Source organism: Dongia soli (genome assembly GCF_034044715.1).
In the GTDB taxonomy this organism is placed as follows: Bacteria; Pseudomonadota; Alphaproteobacteria; order Dongiales; family Dongiaceae; genus Dongia_B; species Dongia_B soli.
On the sequence record NZ_JAXCLW010000005.1, the window covers coordinates 41508 to 58075 of the forward strand.

Genomic DNA, 16568 nt, shown 5'->3' on the forward strand with positions numbered 1-16568 from the left:
GCTGCCGCACTCGGCTCCTGCCTAACAGCGCCTGACAGGCTGAACAGGCAGGGCGCATCAGCAGCGGTCCAAACCCTGAGCCTTTGCGAATGCGGCGGGCCCTGCGCAGAAAGGCGGGCCATGCAGTCCGGTCTCTCCCAACACGTTCGCAGCGCAACCGGTCGAGGCAGACATTGGTTGGGAGGGCTTGCACTCGTCCTCGGCACCCTTGCCATCTTGGCCACCTCGGTCTCGATCGCTGCGCCGCGAAGAGCCGTGGTGCTTGAGCTTGACGGCATCATCGGCCCCGGGATCGCCGACTATGTCCTGCGGGAGCTCGCGGCCATAAAGCCCGAAGATACTGAGCTTGTTATCCTGCGCATGGATACGCCGGGCGGTCTCGATACGTCCATGCGAGAGATCATCCGGGCCATGCTCGCCGCACCGGTGCCGATCGTCACCTATGTCGCACCTGGCGGCGCGCGCGCAGCAAGTGCCGGCACCTACATCACTTATGCGGGGACTATCGCTGCCATGGCTCCGGGCACCAATTTGGGAGCCGCCACGCCGATACAGATCGGTGCTTCTCCCTTGTCGCCCGGTGCGCAGCCGGGCCCGTCGAGCCAGCCATCGCCTGACAAGGACGGTCAAGCGCAGCAAGGTGCCGCCGACAGCAAATCAACAGGCAAGCCTAAAACTGAACCGGCTAACGTCGCGCCCAACACCACGGAGCCATCTCCTGCTGAACCAATGGATACAGAATCCCGCAAGATGATCAATGATGCGGAGGCCTATATCCGCAGCCTCGCCGATCTCAATGGCCGTAACGCCGAATGGGCGGCAAAGGCAGTGCGGGCGTCGGTCAGCCTGCCTGCATCCGAAGCCCTCAGGTTGCACGTCATCGACATCATCGCCGATGATGTTCCGGACCTGCTCCATCAGATCGATGGCAGGACGGTGACGATTGGCGGCAAGCCCCGGCGCCTGGCCACCGCGGAGCTTCAGGTGGTGGACCTCGCGCCAGATTGGCGTACGCAATTGCTGACCATCATCGCCAATCCCAATATCGCCTATATTCTGCTGCTGATCGGCGTCTATGGGCTCTTCTTCGAATTCGCTAATCCGGGCACGGTGGCGCCCGGCGTCATTGGCGGGATCAGCCTCTTGCTTGCTGTCTTCGCCCTCAATCTCTTGCCGGTCGACTATGCCGGCGCCGGCCTCGTGCTGCTGGGTATCGCCCTGATGATCGCGGAAGCATTTATCGGCTCTGTCGGGGTGATCGGCATCGGTGGCGTCATCGCTTTCGCGGTAGGCTCGCTCCTCATGTTCCGCTCCAGCGCCACCGGTTTCGGCCTTTCACTATCGGTGGTCGTGGCAGCCACGGTCGTAACGGCGGGCTTCTTCCTCCTGATAGTCGCCATGCTGTTGCGCTCGCGACGACGGCCAATCGTTACCGGCAGGGAAGCCCTGATCGGCGGCGAAGGCGAGACGGTGGCATGGCAGGGCGAGCGCGGCCGGGTTCGCGTGAAGGGCGAGATCTGGCAGGCCTATGCGCGCCATCCGTTGCAGCCCGGTACGCGTATCAGGGTGATCGGCCGGGAGGGCCTCATCCTTACTGTCGAGCCGATCTGACAGGCAACCGGATACGCAGCCACGGAGGCGGAACCATGCTCACCACGGTCGTCAGCATTGCCCTCATCGCCATTCTCGCTTTGGGCATCTTCAGTTCGGCCGTCCGGATCCTGCGCGAATATGAGCGGGGCGTCATGTTCACACTCGGTCGCTATACTGGCACCAAAGGGCCGGGTCTTGTGCTGATGGTCCCTTTCGTGCAGCAGATGGTGCGCGTGGATCTGCGCATCGTGGTCGATGATGTGCCGCCCCAGGACGTGATCTCCCGGGATAATGTCTCGGTCAAGGTGAATGCCGTGATCTATTTCCGAGTGGTCGATGCAGAGCGGGCGATCATCCAGGCCAAGAACTACATGGAGGCGACCAGCCAACTCGCACAGACGACGTTACGCTCGGTGCTGGGCAAGCACGAGCTTGATGAGATGCTGGCCGAGCGGGACCGGCTGAATGTCGACATTCAGGACGTGCTGGATAAGCAGACGGATGCCTGGGGTATCAAGGTCTCGAATGTCGAGATCAAGCGCATCGATCTCGATGACAGCATGATCCGCGCGATCGCCCGTCAAGCAGAGGCGGAGCGTACCCGCCGCGCCAAGATCATCAATGCCGAAGGCGAGCAGCAGGCGGCGCAAAAACTGCTCGATGCTGCGCGCATTCTGGCGCCGCTGCCTCAAGCGATGCAGTTGCGGTATCTTGCCACCTTGTTCGATATCGCCGGCGAACGCAGTTCAACCATCGTATTTCCTTTCCCGATCGATCTGATGCAGTCCTGGGCCGCGCAAGCCCCGCGCGGTCCGGAGCAGCAATAGCGGCGGGCATTACCGCCGGATTTCCGGAAAATGTGGTAGAGTGGCTGCGACAGGCCTTCGGTCGGCGGTTCCGTCATTGGGCGGCTCCGCCATTCAGCGAGCGATGAATCTCCATTTCGAAAGCGGTGATGACATGAGTGCTGCCTTGCCATGCCGGACGCTTTCCGTCTGGGTCGATTGCGATCCGCAGACCGTGTATGCCTTTCTCGCCGCCCCGACGAATTTTCCCAGATGGGCGTCCGGCTTATGCTTCTCGATCGAGACGATGGGCGATGACTGGCTGGCCCAGACACCGCATGGTCCGATGCGCGTGCGTTTCACGCCACCGAACGATCTCGGTGTGGTCGATCATTATGTCCTGCCGGAAGAAGGGCCCGTCATCTATGTGCCGATGCGCGTCATCGCGAATGGAGGCGGCAGCGAAGTCTGCCTGACCTTGTTCCGCCAACCCGATATGTCCGACGAAAAATTCGCCGGGGATGCTGACTGGGTGGAACGCGACCTGCAGGGATTGAAGCGGGTCTTGGAACAGGCCGGCGAACAATAAGTCCGCCGGCCTTCACTCCGGTCAGTAGCTGAAGCGGAAGCCGCCGCCGGTCCCGCCGGTCGGATAGGCGGTAATCCGAACGATCAGTTGACGAGTGCCATAAGGCCTGTTCGGGCGTGAACTAGGAGATTTCACGGATTCGCGCCTTGCTGGACAGCATTCTCACGAGATTGGTGATCTGATAGATCGCCGCGATCGCCACCAGCACGTAGATGACGCGCGATATGCCGGACTCTGTCGCTGTGTACGAGGCGCCATCACCGAATATTGCCCGCACCAGGTCGAATTCGAACAAGCCGACCAGCCCCCAATTCAATCCGCCAATAATAACGAGCAATAGAGTAATAATATCGAGCGCGCGCATTTGCTTTTCCTCTTGTAAGGTCGTGCCTCAACACCGCGCCCGCATATTGGTTCCCGAATTCGATGCCATTGATCAGCCGCTTCCGAATTCGCCGTCCGTTACTGCGCGTGCCGTTCCACGCTGCAACTTCTCCAGCCCCTATCGGTTCTATCCGGGATCCAACCCCGCGGAACACCGCAGGGCCTTGTAGAGTGGAGGGAAAGTCGGACCGCCGCGCCTTGTTAAAAAATATCTGTGCCGAAGGGGTCCGCAGGTACTTCTCGCGGCCTGAGGTCGCCAGGAGAGCACGGGCTGGATGGATTGGGGACGGCCACCAGGATGGTTCCCATCGCCCGCCGCTTCGCCAGCCAAGCAAATAGGACATGACCCGTCTGCCGCGCGGATGGCTGGAGCTACGGCGCGTCCGCTGATAGCTTGCCCCGTCTAGCGCGGAGGGGAAGATGCGGATGTCACTGGCAGCAGGATCGGCCGGCGGAGGGAAGGGATGACGCCTGCCTCGGCCAGCTCGGCCACATCACCCGCCCATTCGCCGCTCACCGGGCCGCTGCTCGCCGCCGGGGCGATGATCTGCGTGCAATCCGGTGCGGCCTTGTCCACGGAAGTGATGAATGTGCTGGGCGCGCCGGGCACCACCTGGCTGCGGCTTTGCTTTGCCGCAGTTTTCCTCATCCTGCTCAGCCGGCCCAGATTCCATCTCTACAGCAAGGCGCAGTGGAAGGCGGCGATCATGCTGGGCGTCGCCATGGCGGCGATGTCGCTGTGCTATTTCGAAGCCCTGATGCGCATACCGCTTGGCCTTGCCACCTCCATCGATTTCCTCGGGCCGCTCGCCGTCGCGGTAGCCGGCATGAAGCGTGCGCGGCATCTGATCTGGCCGGTGCTGGCCGGGCTTGGCGTCATCATGCTGGTGCATAATGGGACCGGCTGGACAGTGGACCTGGTCGGCGCCGGTTTCGCCCTGGGCGCCGCGGCGGGCTGGGCCAGCTATATCCTGCTCTCGAAGCGGGTGGGGTCGGTCTTCTCCGGCCTGCAGGGGCTCGCCATGTCCTTTGTGGTTGCAGCAATCGCCAGCCTGCCTTTCGGTATCGGCGGCGTGGTGGCGGGAGTGACGCCATTTTATCTACTTGCCGTCGCCGCTTTGGCGGTGCTGGTACCGCTGTTGCCTTATGCCTTGGAGATGACGGCGCTGCGCCGCATGTCGACCCGTGCTTTCGGTGTGCTGATGAGCGCCGAGCCGGCGATCGGTGCGCTTTGCGGCCTGGTATTGCTGGGACAGGAGCTTTCCCTGTTGCAATATGCCGGCATCCTCTGCGTCACCGCTGCCAGTATCGGCGCGGTGGCTGAGAAATAAGGTGCTGAAACAAAAAGGGGGCGATCATGACGGATGACCAGGCTTTTGCCGCTTTCGATGGGTGTGGTCTTGCCGAGGAGATCGCGACAGGACGGATCACGCCGCTGGAAGCGGTCGATGCCGCCATCCGCATCATTGAGCGCCATAACCCGCTGCTGAACGCTGTCGTCATGGAACGCTTCGACGCGGCCCGCGCCGAGGCGAAGAGAGCAGGCGCGGGCAGCGGCCTTTTCGCCGGCGTGCCGTTCCTGGCGAAGGATATGAATGTCTTCACGGCGGATATGCCGACGACCTTTTCCTCGCGCTTCTTCGCCAAAGCGGCACCGCGCCCGGATAGCGAGATCGTGCAGCGTTGGAAGCAGGCCGGCTTGATCATTCTCGGCAAGACCAGCACCCCGGAATTCGCCGCCGATTTCGTCACCGAGCCGAGTTTCCGCGGCCCCTGTCGTAATCCCTGGAATCCGGATCTGACGCCGGGCGGTTCCAGTGGTGGTGCGGCAGCAGCGGTTGCCAGCGGCATGGTGCCGCTCGCCCATGGCACCGATTCCGGCGGATCAATCCGCGTGCCCGCCGCCTGTTGTGGCCTCGTGGGTTTCAAGCCGAGCCGTGGCCTCACGCCTTCGGGGCCGGTTTATCCCGAACTGGCAGGCGGCCTCAATTGCGATCACGCGCTGACCCGGTCGGTACGCGATACGGCGGCGATGCTGGATATCACGGTTGGCCCGGAACTGGGCGGCGCCTATTACATTCCGAAACCGGCGGAAGCCTACCGCGATGCCATCCGGCGCAAACCGGTTCGTCGCCGGATCGCTTATACCGCCACCGCGCCCTCCGGCGTGACGGCGATGCCGGAGATCGTCGCCTTGCTGCACCGCACGGTCGAGGTCCTGCGCCGCCAGGGACATGAGCTGATCCCGGTGGCCTTGCCCGGCGATGTCGATCCCTATGACGCGGCGGCGAAATTGTGGATGCCCCCTTTGGCGTTGGAGATCGAGGAGCGGGAGAGGGCGCTCGGCCGCGCGGCGCGCGACGAGGAACTGGAGGCGCTCAGCCGCTATTCGCGGCAGGTCGCGGCAAAGATGACGGCGCTGGATTATCTACGGGCCAGGCAGCGCGCCCATGACATCACCGTCGCCATGGCGCGTTTTTCCGAAAGCTTCGACCTTCTGCTGACGTCCACCATCGGCACCCTGCCGCCGGCGATCGGCGCCATCGACAGCCGGTCGGACAGGTTCGATCACGATGCCTGGCAGGAGGGCGCTTATTACTTCGCGCCGTTCACCGAACTCTTCAACATCACCGGCCAGCCGGCGATCTCTTTGCCTCTGTTTCAGACGGAAGCGGGGATGCCGGTTGGGATGCAGCTGATCGCCAAGATCGGCCAGGATGCCGAGCTGCTGCAACTCGCCGCGGCGCTGGAAGCCGATCTGCCCTGGAGAGACGTGCGACCGCCTTATTGGAGCTGAGGCATCATAAAAGGCTCTATTCCCGGCAAAACGGCTGCATGCGCACACCCATATATGCGCCGATTAAGCAATTGCTAAGAAATAATGACGAATATTTAAAGGCGCCGCCCAGGTGGGTGGCGTGGATATTGACGCTTTTCTGGGGGGCCTCTCAGAAGCACATATCCGGACGATAATGCCGCCTGGGTAGTCCGCCGCGAAGCTGTCGCGCGGAATTGGCGGTGAAGGAATGCCGCCATGCTGCGTGTATATGAGTGCCTGACGCAAGAACACGACCTGCGTCTTGTCGTCTTGGCCGGGCTGATCTGCCTCCTCGCGAGCTACACAGCCTATAGCCTGGTGCAGCGCGCACGCGGAGCATCCTTCCGGGCGCGCATCAGTTGGATCTCGGGCGCAGCCCTTGCGACTGGCAGCGGCGTCTGGTCGACCCATTTCATCGCCATGCTGGCCTTCCAGCCCAGCGTTCCGGTTACCTATGATTTTGGCCTCACCGTTGCATCGATCGTCATCGCGGTCCTGATCTCCGGGCTCGGCCTGTCGCTCTCTTTGGTCGGCAGCGAAAGATATGCGACCGACCCGCGTTATCGCGGGCATATCCTGATCGGTGGCGCCGTGGTGGGGCTCGGCATCGCGGCGATGCATTATGTCGGCATGTCAGCGATCAACGTTTTCGGCTGGGTGCATTGGGATAAAAACATGGTGATCGCCTCGGTGCTGATCGGCATGGCACTCGGCGGCGTGGCGGCCAAAGTCGGTCATACCAAATCCGATTTCAGATCCCTCATGACGGCGGCGACGTTGCTGACCCTTGGCATCTGCGGCATGCATTTCACCGCCATGGCGGCCGCGTCCATCGTGCCGGATCCCACCGTGCCGATGCCGTTGCAGTCGATTGACCCGCAGGAACTGACGATCCAGGTCGCGGCCGTCGCATTTCTGATCCTGGCGCTCAGCCTGGCCGGCGCAATCATCGACCAGCATCTTGCCCATCGCAGCGCGGTCGAGGCGCAGAAACTGCGTGCCAGCGAAGCGCGTTTCCGGCAGCTCGCCGATTCCACCTTCGAAGGCATCATCATTCATGTCGATGGGAAGATCGTCGATGTCAACGATGCGCTGAGCAACCTGGTCGGTCTGCCCGCGGACCGGCTGATCGGCCGGCATTTCCTTGATATCGTCGCACCGTCCAGCGCCGCCAAAGTGCAAATGCAGCTCTCGGTAATTGCCGAACGCCGCGCGACCGCCGGTGGCCGGAAGACCGACCCGGCCCGTAGCGATCAGAGCGGGGCAGAAGCTCCGACCGCGGTCAAGGCGATAGAGATCGAGCTGCGCCATGCGGACGGCACGATCATTCCGGTGGAGGTCTTCGGCCGCATAATTCAGCACGGCAACACCGATGCGCGCGTGGTTGCGGTACGAGACATCCGCGAGCGCAAGGCGGCGGAAGAACGCATCCGCTTCATGGCGCATCACGATGCCCTGACGGGCTTGCCCAACCGCAATCTGTTTCACGACCGCCTCAATCATGCAATTGCCCGCAGCAAGCGTGGCGCCACGACGGTCGCTGTCCTCTGCATGGATCTCGACCGCTTCAAGAACGTCAACGATCTCAGCGGTCATGCGGCCGGCGACGAATTGTTGCGGCAGGTGGCGAACCGCTTGAGCGCCAGCGTGCGCGCTGAGGATACCGTGGCGCGGCTCAGCGGCGACGAATTCGCCATCGTCCAGGTCGGCGTCAATCATCCCGATGGTCCGGCCGTCCTGGCCGACCGTTTGGTCAAGGCCATGGCCAAGCCCTTCGATCTCGGAGGACAGCAGACGATCATCGGCACCAGCATCGGCATCTCGCTTTTCCCGGGCGACGGCGACAAGGGTGACGAATTGGTGCGCGCCGCCGATACCGCACTTTACCGCGCCAAGAGTGCGGGCCGCGGTACCTTCCGTTTCTTCGAGGCGCAGATGGATATGCGCCTGCAGGAACGCCGGCTGCTGGAACGTGATCTGCGCCAGGCTTTGGCCACCAACCAATTGGAAGTGCATTACCAGCCGCTGGTCGATTGCGATCAGGTCAAGGTGCTGGGTTTCGAGGCACTGGTGCGCTGGACCCATCCCGAGCGCGGTTCCATCTCACCCGCCGAATTCATTCCATTGGCCGAAGAAAGCGGGCTGATCATTCCGCTGGGCGCCTGGGTGCTGCGTACCGCCTGCACCGAAGCCGCGGCCTGGCCCGATGACAAGATCATCGCCGTCAATCTCTCGCCGGCGCAATTCCGCCATGCCGATCTTGCCCGCGAAGTCCTGACCATCCTCGATGAGACAGGATTGCCGCCGCATCGGCTTGAGCTGGAAATCACCGAAGGCGTGCTGATCGATGACACAGACCGCACCTTGGAAACGCTCAACACCTTCAAGGAAGCCGGCGTGCGCATCTCGCTCGACGATTTTGGCACCGGCTATTCCAGTTTGAGCTATCTGCAGCGTTTCCCCTTCGACAAGATCAAGATCGACCGCTCATTCATCTGGGAAATGGAGAAGAATCCGGATTCGATGTCGATCGTGCGCGCCGTCATCGCGCTGGGCCGTTCGCTTCGCATCACTGTGACGGCGGAAGGCGTCGAGACCCAGGAACAGCTTGCCTTGCTGCAGAATGAGCAATGCGACCAGGCGCAGGGCTTCCTGCTCGGCCGGCCGCTGCCGCTTCGCGATGTCGGCAAATTGCTGGCTGAGCCGAGGCTCACCGTTGTTTCAACGGATAAGCCGGTCCGGGAAGCGCCCAAGCCGGCCGCGGAGTAAGCCGTTCTTCAGCCGGTAAGACGGCGCAGCAGCTTCATCAGCTCGGCACGACCTTCGAAGCCGATGCCGGGCAGGTCCGGCAGCCGGGCCTTCCCGATGGCGATTTCGGTATCGTCGGTAAATCCGCCGAAAGGCTGGAAGCTGCAGGGATTGTCCTCGCAGCCGCCGAGGCCGAGTGCGGCGACGATATGCATGGCGAACAGATGGCCGCCATGGGGGAAGAAGGTGCTCCGGTGCCAGCCGGCAGCCTCCATCGTGGCAACGATATCGAGATAATGCGTCAGCCCATAACAATGGACCGGATCGAATTGCAGGAGGTCGTGTTCGGGCCGCAAGCCGCCATGCCGATGCAACAGCTTCGCTTCTGCTAAGGAGAACAAAGCCTCGCCAGCGCCGATCGGTCGGGTATATAGCCGGGCGATATGCGAAAGGGTTTCGAAATCCAGCGGGTCGCAGGGGTCTTCGAACCATCGCAAGCCAACAGGTCCAAGCACGCTCGCCATCCGCAAGGCGTCTTCATGGCCATAGCTGTTCATCGCATCGACCGCGAGATGGCCGGGACCGGGTAGCAGTTTCAGCACTGCGTCGATGCGCTGCAAATCCTTGGCCTGGCTGGCGGCGCCAATCTTGATCTTGAAATCGGTATGCCCGCGATCGAGGCTGCGGCGCATTTCATCGGCAAGGCGCGTCAAATCGCCGAGCGGATAAAGATAGCCGCCCGATGCATAGACCGGCACTTGCGGTTTTTCCGATAGCTGTTCCGGCAGATCGCCGCCCAGTCGATCGGCGATAAAACGATAGAGCGGCAGATCGGCGATCTTGGCCGCCGCATCCCAGATCGCCATGTCCAATGTGCCGACGGCAACGCAGCGTTCGCCATGGCCGCCCGGTTTTTCACCTTGCATCATGGCCGTCCAGGCGCGCCGGGGATCGAGATGATAATGATCCGGCGTGGCGAGATCGACCGTGCTGGCGACGAGACGCGGCGCGAAACGTTCGCGGATCAGCCCGCTCTGGCCATAGCGTCCGAAGGACGAGAAGCCATAGCCGATGATGGGCCGTCCGTCGCGCTGAATATCGGTGATGACGGCGACGATACTGGTGGTCAGTCCGCCCGACGGCAGAACCGGGTCGACGAAGCGGGAGATCGGTATCGCCTGTTCTCGGATATCGACGATGCGCATGGCGTATCATGCCGTCTTGCGGCGCCTCCGGCTAGAGGCGCGCCGCAAGATGTGATGAGGCTAAATCGTTAAGGCCGGCCCGCCGGTTCGTCTGGCGGGGTGCCAATATCAGGCCAGGCAGCCATTCAGGAACAGCGTCGCGCAAGCCCTCGCCCTGCGCTCGATCTCCGCTTCAGTCGGTATATCCTGCTGGCCAAGAAGTATGTCGCGCTGCGGATCCATCAGCATCATGCCGCGCAACATGCCGACGGCGGCGCGCGGATTGTCCAGCTTGATGGCGCCGCGTTCCTGGTGATGCACCAGCCAGGCTTCCATCACATCATTGATTTTTGTCACAGCCTGGTCATAGAAGGCGCGCCCGATCTCCGGAAACCGTCCGCTCTCTGCCGTCACCAGCCGCATGATGGCGATCGTCTCGGGTGCCAGTGTCAGCTTGCCGTAATTGGTCAATATCCGGGTCAGCGCCTCCACCAAGGGAAGCTGGTCCAGTTGCGCCTCGTCTACGGTCAGGATGAAGCTGCCGGCGCGGTCGGCGATGAACGCGCCGAATAATTCCGCCTTGTTGCTGACCAGCTGGTAGATCGTGCGGGTGGAAACGCCCGCCCGCGCGGCAATCTTGTCGATGCAGGTATTCGCATAGCCATTGGCCTGAAACTCCTGAGCCGCCGCTTGAACGACCAGGCGGCGATTTTCCTCCTCGGAGCGGGCCGGGGGTCTCCCACGGCCACGCTTGATCACTTTTTTATTTTGTAAAACGATCATTTTCAAAATCCCTTGACGTCTGGTCCGCTCATGCCTAATTTTGGAAAACGATAGTTTTACAAATAACGCAGCGCCTCTCTTTGTCAAGCAGGACACGGCCATGAGCAACGAACCCCGCATGATGGAAGTTGACCCTGAGACCTCCACCTCGACGGCGGAGGACCTCCCGGCAACCCGCAAGCCAAAGAGAAAAAAGCTGCTTTTTCTGGGGGTTGGGCTGATTGCCTTGATCGGCGCAGGCTATTACGGCTGGGATTACTGGACAATCGGCCAGTATCTCGTTTCCACCGACGACGCTTATGTGAAGGCCGACAGCACCATTGTTGCTCCTAAGGTATCAGGATACCTCGACAATGTCCTCGTCAGTGACAATGAACGGGTGAAAGCCGGGCAGGTGCTGGCTCATATCGATGACCGTGACTTCCGCGCCGCTTTGAATCAGGCCAAGGCCGATGTGATGGCTGCACAGGCGGCAGTTGCCGGCAAGGAAGCTGCCTTGCAGACCCAGCAATCGATCATCGACGCGGCGCGCGCCACCATCGAGGTCGATAATGCCAATCTCAGCTTCGCCCAGCAGGACGACCAGCGCTACAAGGCCCTGGCCAAGACCGGTTTCGGCAGCACCCAGAATGCGCAGCGCGCCGGCTCCCATAACGCGGAGATGCGCGCGGTGCTGGCTCGTGATAGCGCGGCACTCGCCACCGCTTTAAGCCAGGTCGAGATCCTGAAGGCGGAACTGGCGGAAGCCAAGGGCACGCTGGAACATGACCAGGCCGCGGAACATCAGGCCGAACTCAATCTCTCCTATACGACGATCGTTGCCGCGGTCGACGGCGTCGTCGGCAACCGCACCTTGCGCGTCGGGCAGTATGTCCAGGCGGGCACGCAGCTGATGGCGGTGGTGCCGACCCAGGCTGCTTATATCGTCGCCAATTATAAGGAAACGCAGCTGACCGACGTGCAGCCCGGCCAGCCTGTCGAAGTCGAGGTCGATATGTTCCCGGGCAAAAAGGCGCGCGGCCATGTGGACAGCATGGCGCCGGCCAGCGGCCAGGAATTCGCACTGCTGCCGCCGGACAATGCGACCGGCAACTTCACCAAGATCGTGCAGCGCATTCCGGTGAAGATCGTGCTCGATCCCGGCAGTCCCCTGGCCGGCGATCTGCGACCCGGCATGTCGGTCAATCCCACCATCGATACGAAAGCGGCGCCGGTGAGCCAGGGAACGCAGCCGGGGAACAAGGTCGCCGCTTCTGACACCGCCCATGCAGGCTGAACCTCGATAATCCGTCGCCTCATCCGGAGGAAACGATCATGACGACCACAAGCCTGACAAGTGCCGCGGCGGCGAGCGGCGGGAAATCCTCGGTTGCCACCTGGATCGCGGTCAGCGCCGGCATGATCGGTGCCTTCATGGCCATTCTCAACATCCAGATCACCAATGCTTCGCTGCTCGATATCGAAGGCGGCATCGGCACCGGCGTCGATAACGGCGCCTGGGTTTCTACCGCTTATCTGATCGGCGAGATCATCGTCATTCCGCTGACCGATTTCTTGAGCCGCGTCTTCTCCTTCCGCCGCTTCATGATCGGCGGCACCTTCTTTTTCATGGTCTTCTCCATGGCCTGTGCCGGCGCCCATGACCTCGGCACCATGATCATCCTGCGCGGCCTCCAGGGTTTTGCCGGCGGCGTCCTGATTCCCATGGCGGTGACCATGGTCGTCACCAAGCTGCCGAAGCCGCAGCAGCCGCTGGGCTTCGCCATGTTCGCTTTGTCCGTCACCTTCGCCCCGGCGATCGGTCCGACCATCGGCGGCTATCTCACGGAGAATTACGGCTGGCAGACGATCTTCTTCGTGAATACGCCGCCCAGCATCCTGATGATCGTGGCGCTGCTCTTCACGCTGGAGAAGGAGCCGATGCGCCTTGGTCTGTTGCGCGAAGGCGACTGGCTCGGCATCATCACCATGGCGATCGGTCTATCCGCCTTCCAGACCATGCTGGAGGAGGGCAATAAGGATGACTGGTTCGGCTCACCCTTCATCGTGAAGCTCGCCATCATTGCGGCGATCTTTCTGTCCGCTTTCGTGTGGATCGAACTCAAGGTCAAGAATCCGTTGGTCAATCTGCGCCTGTTGCTGAACCGCAATTTCGGCATCGGCACCCTTTCCAATGTGCTGGTCGGTTTCGCGCTCTTCGGCACGGTCTATGTGCTGCCGCAATACCTCGCCCAGGTGCAGCGTTATAATTCCGAGCAGATCGGCAACGTTCTCGCCTGGACCGGCTTTCCGCAGATGGTCCTGATTCCGCTAGTTCCATGGCTGATGAAGAAGTTCGACATCCGCTATATCGCCATCTTCGGTATTGCGCTTTTCTCGGTCAGTTGCTTCATGAATATCCATCTGTCGCTGGATGATTCCGGCGATCAGTTCCTAATCCCCAATATCGTCCGCGCCATCGGCCAGGCCTTCATCATCACGCCGCTGACCTCGATCGCCCTGGCTGCGATTGGGCCCAAGGATGCCAGCAATGCTTCCGGCCTCTTCAATATGCTGCGCAATCTGGGGGGCGCCGTCGGCACCGCCGCGCTGCAGACCATCATCACCAAGCGGGAGCAGTATCATTCAAACATCATCGGCCAATCGGTGACGGTGTTCCGGGACGAGGTGCGCCAGCGCCTGGACGAGCTGACCAATTACTTCCTCGCCCATGGCGCCGATCGCGCCTATGCCCAGCATGAAGCGGTCGTGGCAATGGGCAAGATCGTGCGGCGCCAGGCTCTGGTCATGGGCTTTGCCGATACCTTCGCGGTGATCGGCGTGATGCTGGCGATCGCCGCCGTGTCACTGGTCTTTGCCGCCAAGGCGAAAGCCGGTTCGGCCGCGACCGCCCATTGAACGCTAGCGCAGCGCACCGGACACGCACGGAATTCCGGCCAGCGTCACTGCCTAGCGGCTCACTGATTGTCGGCTCACTGCTTGTTAGGGTCGGGCCGCGCCGCCTTCGGCATGGCCAGTTGACATTATGTTATCTTCATAACATAGTTTCTGCGCCGACGTAGAAGTCTAACAACATAAAATCAGTAACCCTGCGCCGGTCCATCTAATTTGAGGAAACGGCCATGTTCTTGAAAACGCGCGTTCGGGCGCTGGCGTTTGCCGCTGCGCTCTTGGGGACTGCTTCGGCTTTGGGCCTTGCCGGCAACGCCCAGGCTGATGATGCCATCCGCATCGCTTCGCCCTATCAGACGACGGTACTGGACCCGATGCGGTCGGCAGCGGCGGGCAATATCGAAACCTATGGGCTCCTCTATGCCCGGTTGATCCGGCGTAATCTGGAGACGGGCGCCTTGGAGCCGGGCTTGGCGGAAAGCTGGGAAACCTCCGCGGATGGGCTGACTTACACGCTGCATCTGCGCGAGGCGACATTCTCCGACGGATCGCCGATCACCGCGGAAGACGTAGCTTTCAGCCTCGATCGCATTCACGGCGACAAGCAATCGGCTTATCCGGCGCCGCTCAGCGCGATGGAAAGCGTCAAGGCGACCGATCCGAAGACTGTCGTGATCAAGCTGAAATCAGTCTTCGTGCCCTTCCTCGGCAATCTGGAAATCTGGAACATGGGCATTGTCTCCAAGGCCGATGTCGAAAAGCGCGGCCTGGAAAAGGCCTTCGCGACAGTGCCGGTCACCTCCGGACCCTATGCGGTGAAGGAGTGGAAGCCGAACCAGAAACTGGTCCTGGTGCCCAACAAGCATTATTGGCGCCAGGGTTATCCGAAAAGCGATGCCATGGTCGAATTGCTGGAGATCGCCTCGCCAGAGACGCGTGCGGCGATGCTGAAATCCGGCGAGGTCGATGTGGTGCGCGGTGTCGAATGGGCGCAGGTTGACGAGCTGAAGGCAACCGAGAACGTCGATATGCGGCTCGAACCCTCGACCGTCATCTATATGACCCTGCTCAACGAGACGCGTGAACCCTTTTCCAACATGAAGGCGCGCCAGGCAGCGGCGCATGCGATCGACAACAAGGCGTTGACCAAGGCGATTACCCATGGCTATGCCACGCCGGCCAATACCACTTTGCCCGGCGCGATCGAGTATCACGACAAGAGCAATCCCGGCATCGCTTATGATCCGGCCAAGGCCAAGGAAGAGCTGGCGGAATCCGGCATGACCGGGCGTGAGGTCAAAATTCTCGCCACCGCCGGCGCCGCCGAACAGCAGATGGCCCTGCTATTGCAGGCCCAATGGCAGGCCATCGGCCTGAAGCCGGTCATCGTCAATGTCGATAACGCCGCCTGGTGGGATGCCACCGGCAAGGGCGATTACGATGCCGCCGCCACCTGGTGGTACAATGAAACGCCGGATCCGGACCTCGCCGTGCGTTGGGCAGTCTGCGGCAGTTGCGGCTCCGCTTCTTTCAATACGCATTACGATAACAAGAAGGTCGATGACCTGGTCGAGCAGGGCACCCGCGAGACCGATCCGGCCAAGCGGGCGGAGATCTATAAGGAAATCCAGAAGATCACCACCGATGAAGTCTCGCAGATCCCGCTTTATTACGCGCCGAATGCGACGGCCTATAGCAAGCGCCTCAGCGGGCTGAAGCTCACCTCCTCGCTGCAATGGACGTTGGAAGAAACGACCTTCGTTAAGTAAGACGGCTGGCTCTCATCCCCGTCCTGCCCCTCGCGCCATGCGAGGCGGCAGGGTGGGGAAGCCGGCGGGAGATCGTTTTGGGACATCTGCAAGCAATCCTGCAGCGCCTGCTGCAATTGATTCCGGTTCTGCTTGGCATCACCATTGTCGCCTTCCTGCTGCTGCATCTGGCACCGGGTGATCCGGCGCGGCTGCTGGCCGGTGATCGGGCGAGTGCCGAGACGATCGCGGCGATCCGCCACCAATACGGTCTCGATTTGCCGCTTTGGCGGCAGTTCCTGACTTATATGGGTAATCTTCTGCAAGGTGATATCGGTCAATCGCTGCGTTTCCAGCGGCCGGTCGTCGAGCTGATTGGGCAATTCATGTGGCCGACTTTGTTTCTCGTCAGCTATGTGGTCGTCCTCTCGGTGCCGCCGACCCTGATCCTCGCGATCACGAGTGCCCGCAAGCCGGGCGGACTTGCCGATCAGATCATCCGGCTGATCGGCGTCGCTGGCCTGACCATTCCGGTCTTCTGGCTCGGCATCATGATGTCGCGTTTCTTTGGCGTCGCCCTCGGCTGGTTCCCGGTCTCAGGCTATGGCGAGGGCTTCCTCGATCACCTGCATCACCTGTTCCTGCCGGCGCTTTCCACCGCCATCTGGTTCATTCCGGTGCTGACGCAAAGCCTGCGCGCGGCCTTGATCGACAAGGCGACGGCGGATTTCGCCACTGCGGCCAAAGCCCAGGGCGCCAGTCAGCGGGACATCTTCTGGTCGACCGTGCTGCCCAATGCAGTCTTGCCGACGCTCAACCTGCTCGGCGTATTGGTTGCTTTCATTATCGGCGGCACCATCATCGTGGAAATGGTCTATGCCGTACCCGGGCTCGGCACGCTGATGATCAAGTCCTTGCTGGGGCGCGATTACTATGTGGTGCAAGGACTGACCCTGGTCTTCGCCGTGGCGACCGTTCTGATCACCCTGGCGGTCGATGTGCTGACAGCGATCATCGACCCCCGCGTCAAGCTGTGAGGCAAGG

At 61.6% G+C, this 16568-nt stretch carries 13 protein-coding genes; 10 read left to right on the forward strand and 3 right to left on the reverse strand.

Annotation, left to right across the window (positions count from 1 at the left end; all coding sequences use genetic code 11):
* The first annotated feature begins 177 nt into the window (after positions 1–177).
* The 3 genes from SMD27_RS16945 (at position 178) to SMD27_RS16955 (ending at position 2967) form a co-directional block, all read left to right on the forward strand.
* On the forward strand, positions 178–1611 hold the full coding sequence (locus SMD27_RS16945) for an NfeD family protein (protein ID WP_320509608.1): 1434 nt from the start codon (positions 178–180) through the stop codon (positions 1609–1611).
* Positions 1612–1646: 35 nt separating this feature from the next.
* Positions 1647–2420 (forward strand): slipin family protein, encoded by a 774-nt coding sequence (locus tag SMD27_RS16950; RefSeq protein WP_320509609.1) that lies wholly within the window; start codon positions 1647–1649, stop codon positions 2418–2420.
* 103 nt (positions 2421–2523) lie between these two features.
* Positions 2524–2967, forward strand: a complete 444-nt coding sequence (locus tag SMD27_RS16955; RefSeq protein ID WP_320509610.1) for a polyketide cyclase — start codon at positions 2524–2526, stop codon at positions 2965–2967.
* Positions 2968–3088: 121 nt separating this feature from the next.
* Here the strand turns inward: SMD27_RS16955 and SMD27_RS16960 are convergent, their stop codons facing one another.
* The gene (locus SMD27_RS16960; protein WP_320509611.1) at positions 3089–3331 is read right to left on the reverse strand and encodes a DUF378 domain-containing protein; all 243 of its coding nucleotides are present in this window, start codon (positions 3329–3331) and stop codon (positions 3089–3091) included.
* Positions 3332–3815: 484 nt separating this feature from the next.
* Between SMD27_RS16960 and SMD27_RS16965 the strand changes: the two genes are divergently transcribed.
* The 3 genes from SMD27_RS16965 (at position 3816) to SMD27_RS16975 (ending at position 8938) form a co-directional block, all read left to right on the forward strand.
* Entirely contained in the window at positions 3816–4682 is an 867-nt protein-coding gene (locus SMD27_RS16965) for an EamA family transporter (protein WP_320509612.1), read from the forward strand.
* A 26-nt stretch (positions 4683–4708) separates the two neighbouring features.
* Positions 4709–6148, forward strand: a complete 1440-nt coding sequence (locus SMD27_RS16970; RefSeq protein WP_320509613.1) for an amidase — start codon at positions 4709–4711, stop codon at positions 6146–6148.
* Between the two features lie 237 nt (positions 6149–6385).
* Complete coding sequence (locus tag SMD27_RS16975; RefSeq protein ID WP_320509614.1) at positions 6386–8938, forward strand: bifunctional diguanylate cyclase/phosphodiesterase; 2553 nt, start codon at positions 6386–6388, stop codon at positions 8936–8938.
* Positions 8939–8946: 8 nt separating this feature from the next.
* Here SMD27_RS16975 and SMD27_RS16980 read toward each other — a convergent pair whose 3' ends face one another.
* Positions 8947–10122 (reverse strand): enolase C-terminal domain-like protein, encoded by a 1176-nt coding sequence (locus SMD27_RS16980; RefSeq protein ID WP_320509615.1) that lies wholly within the window; start codon positions 10120–10122, stop codon positions 8947–8949.
* A 108-nt stretch (positions 10123–10230) separates the two neighbouring features.
* The gene (locus tag SMD27_RS16985) at positions 10231–10884 is read right to left on the reverse strand and encodes a TetR/AcrR family transcriptional regulator (protein ID WP_320509616.1); all 654 of its coding nucleotides are present in this window, start codon (positions 10882–10884) and stop codon (positions 10231–10233) included.
* A gap of 100 nt (positions 10885–10984) precedes the next feature.
* On the opposite strand from SMD27_RS16985, the gene SMD27_RS16990 reads away from it, so the two are divergent.
* The 4 genes from SMD27_RS16990 to SMD27_RS17005 all read left to right on the forward strand — a co-directional run bounded on the left by SMD27_RS16990 (position 10985) and on the right by SMD27_RS17005 (position 16561).
* Positions 10985–12160 (forward strand): HlyD family secretion protein, encoded by a 1176-nt coding sequence (locus tag SMD27_RS16990; protein ID WP_320509617.1) that lies wholly within the window; start codon positions 10985–10987, stop codon positions 12158–12160.
* Positions 12161–12198: 38 nt separating this feature from the next.
* Positions 12199–13782 (forward strand): MDR family MFS transporter, encoded by a 1584-nt coding sequence (locus tag SMD27_RS16995; RefSeq protein WP_320509618.1) that lies wholly within the window; start codon positions 12199–12201, stop codon positions 13780–13782.
* A 224-nt stretch (positions 13783–14006) separates the two neighbouring features.
* Entirely contained in the window at positions 14007–15545 is a 1539-nt protein-coding gene (locus SMD27_RS17000) for an ABC transporter substrate-binding protein (RefSeq protein ID WP_320509619.1), read from the forward strand.
* 77 nt (positions 15546–15622) lie between these two features.
* Positions 15623–16561, forward strand: coding sequence for an ABC transporter permease (locus SMD27_RS17005; protein ID WP_320509620.1), 939 nt, complete (start codon positions 15623–15625; stop codon positions 16559–16561).
* Positions 16562–16568: the final 7 nt, after the last annotated feature.

Bases quoted from the DNA above. Each gene is read 5' to 3' on its own strand.
- SMD27_RS16995 (WP_320509618.1), top strand. From the start codon at position 12,199: ATGACGACCACAAGCCTGACAAGTGCCGCGGCGGCGAGCGGCGGGAAA.
- SMD27_RS16970 (WP_320509613.1), top strand. From the start codon at position 4,709: ATGACGGATGACCAGGCTTTTGCCGCTTTCGATGGGTGTGGTCTTGCC.
- SMD27_RS16960 (WP_320509611.1), bottom strand. From the start codon at position 3,331: ATGCGCGCGCTCGATATTATTACTCTATTGCTCGTTATTATTGGCGGA.
- SMD27_RS16955 (WP_320509610.1), top strand. From the start codon at position 2,524: ATGAATCTCCATTTCGAAAGCGGTGATGACATGAGTGCTGCCTTGCCA.
- SMD27_RS16975 (WP_320509614.1), top strand. From the start codon at position 6,386: ATGCTGCGTGTATATGAGTGCCTGACGCAAGAACACGACCTGCGTCTT.
- SMD27_RS16950 (WP_320509609.1), top strand. From the start codon at position 1,647: ATGCTCACCACGGTCGTCAGCATTGCCCTCATCGCCATTCTCGCTTTG.
- SMD27_RS16985 (WP_320509616.1), bottom strand. From the start codon at position 10,884: ATGATCGTTTTACAAAATAAAAAAGTGATCAAGCGTGGCCGTGGGAGA.
- SMD27_RS16990 (WP_320509617.1), top strand. From the start codon at position 10,985: ATGAGCAACGAACCCCGCATGATGGAAGTTGACCCTGAGACCTCCACC.
- SMD27_RS17000 (WP_320509619.1), top strand. From the start codon at position 14,007: ATGTTCTTGAAAACGCGCGTTCGGGCGCTGGCGTTTGCCGCTGCGCTC.
- SMD27_RS16980 (WP_320509615.1), bottom strand. From the start codon at position 10,122: ATGCGCATCGTCGATATCCGAGAACAGGCGATACCGATCTCCCGCTTC.
- SMD27_RS16965 (WP_320509612.1), top strand. From the start codon at position 3,816: ATGACGCCTGCCTCGGCCAGCTCGGCCACATCACCCGCCCATTCGCCG.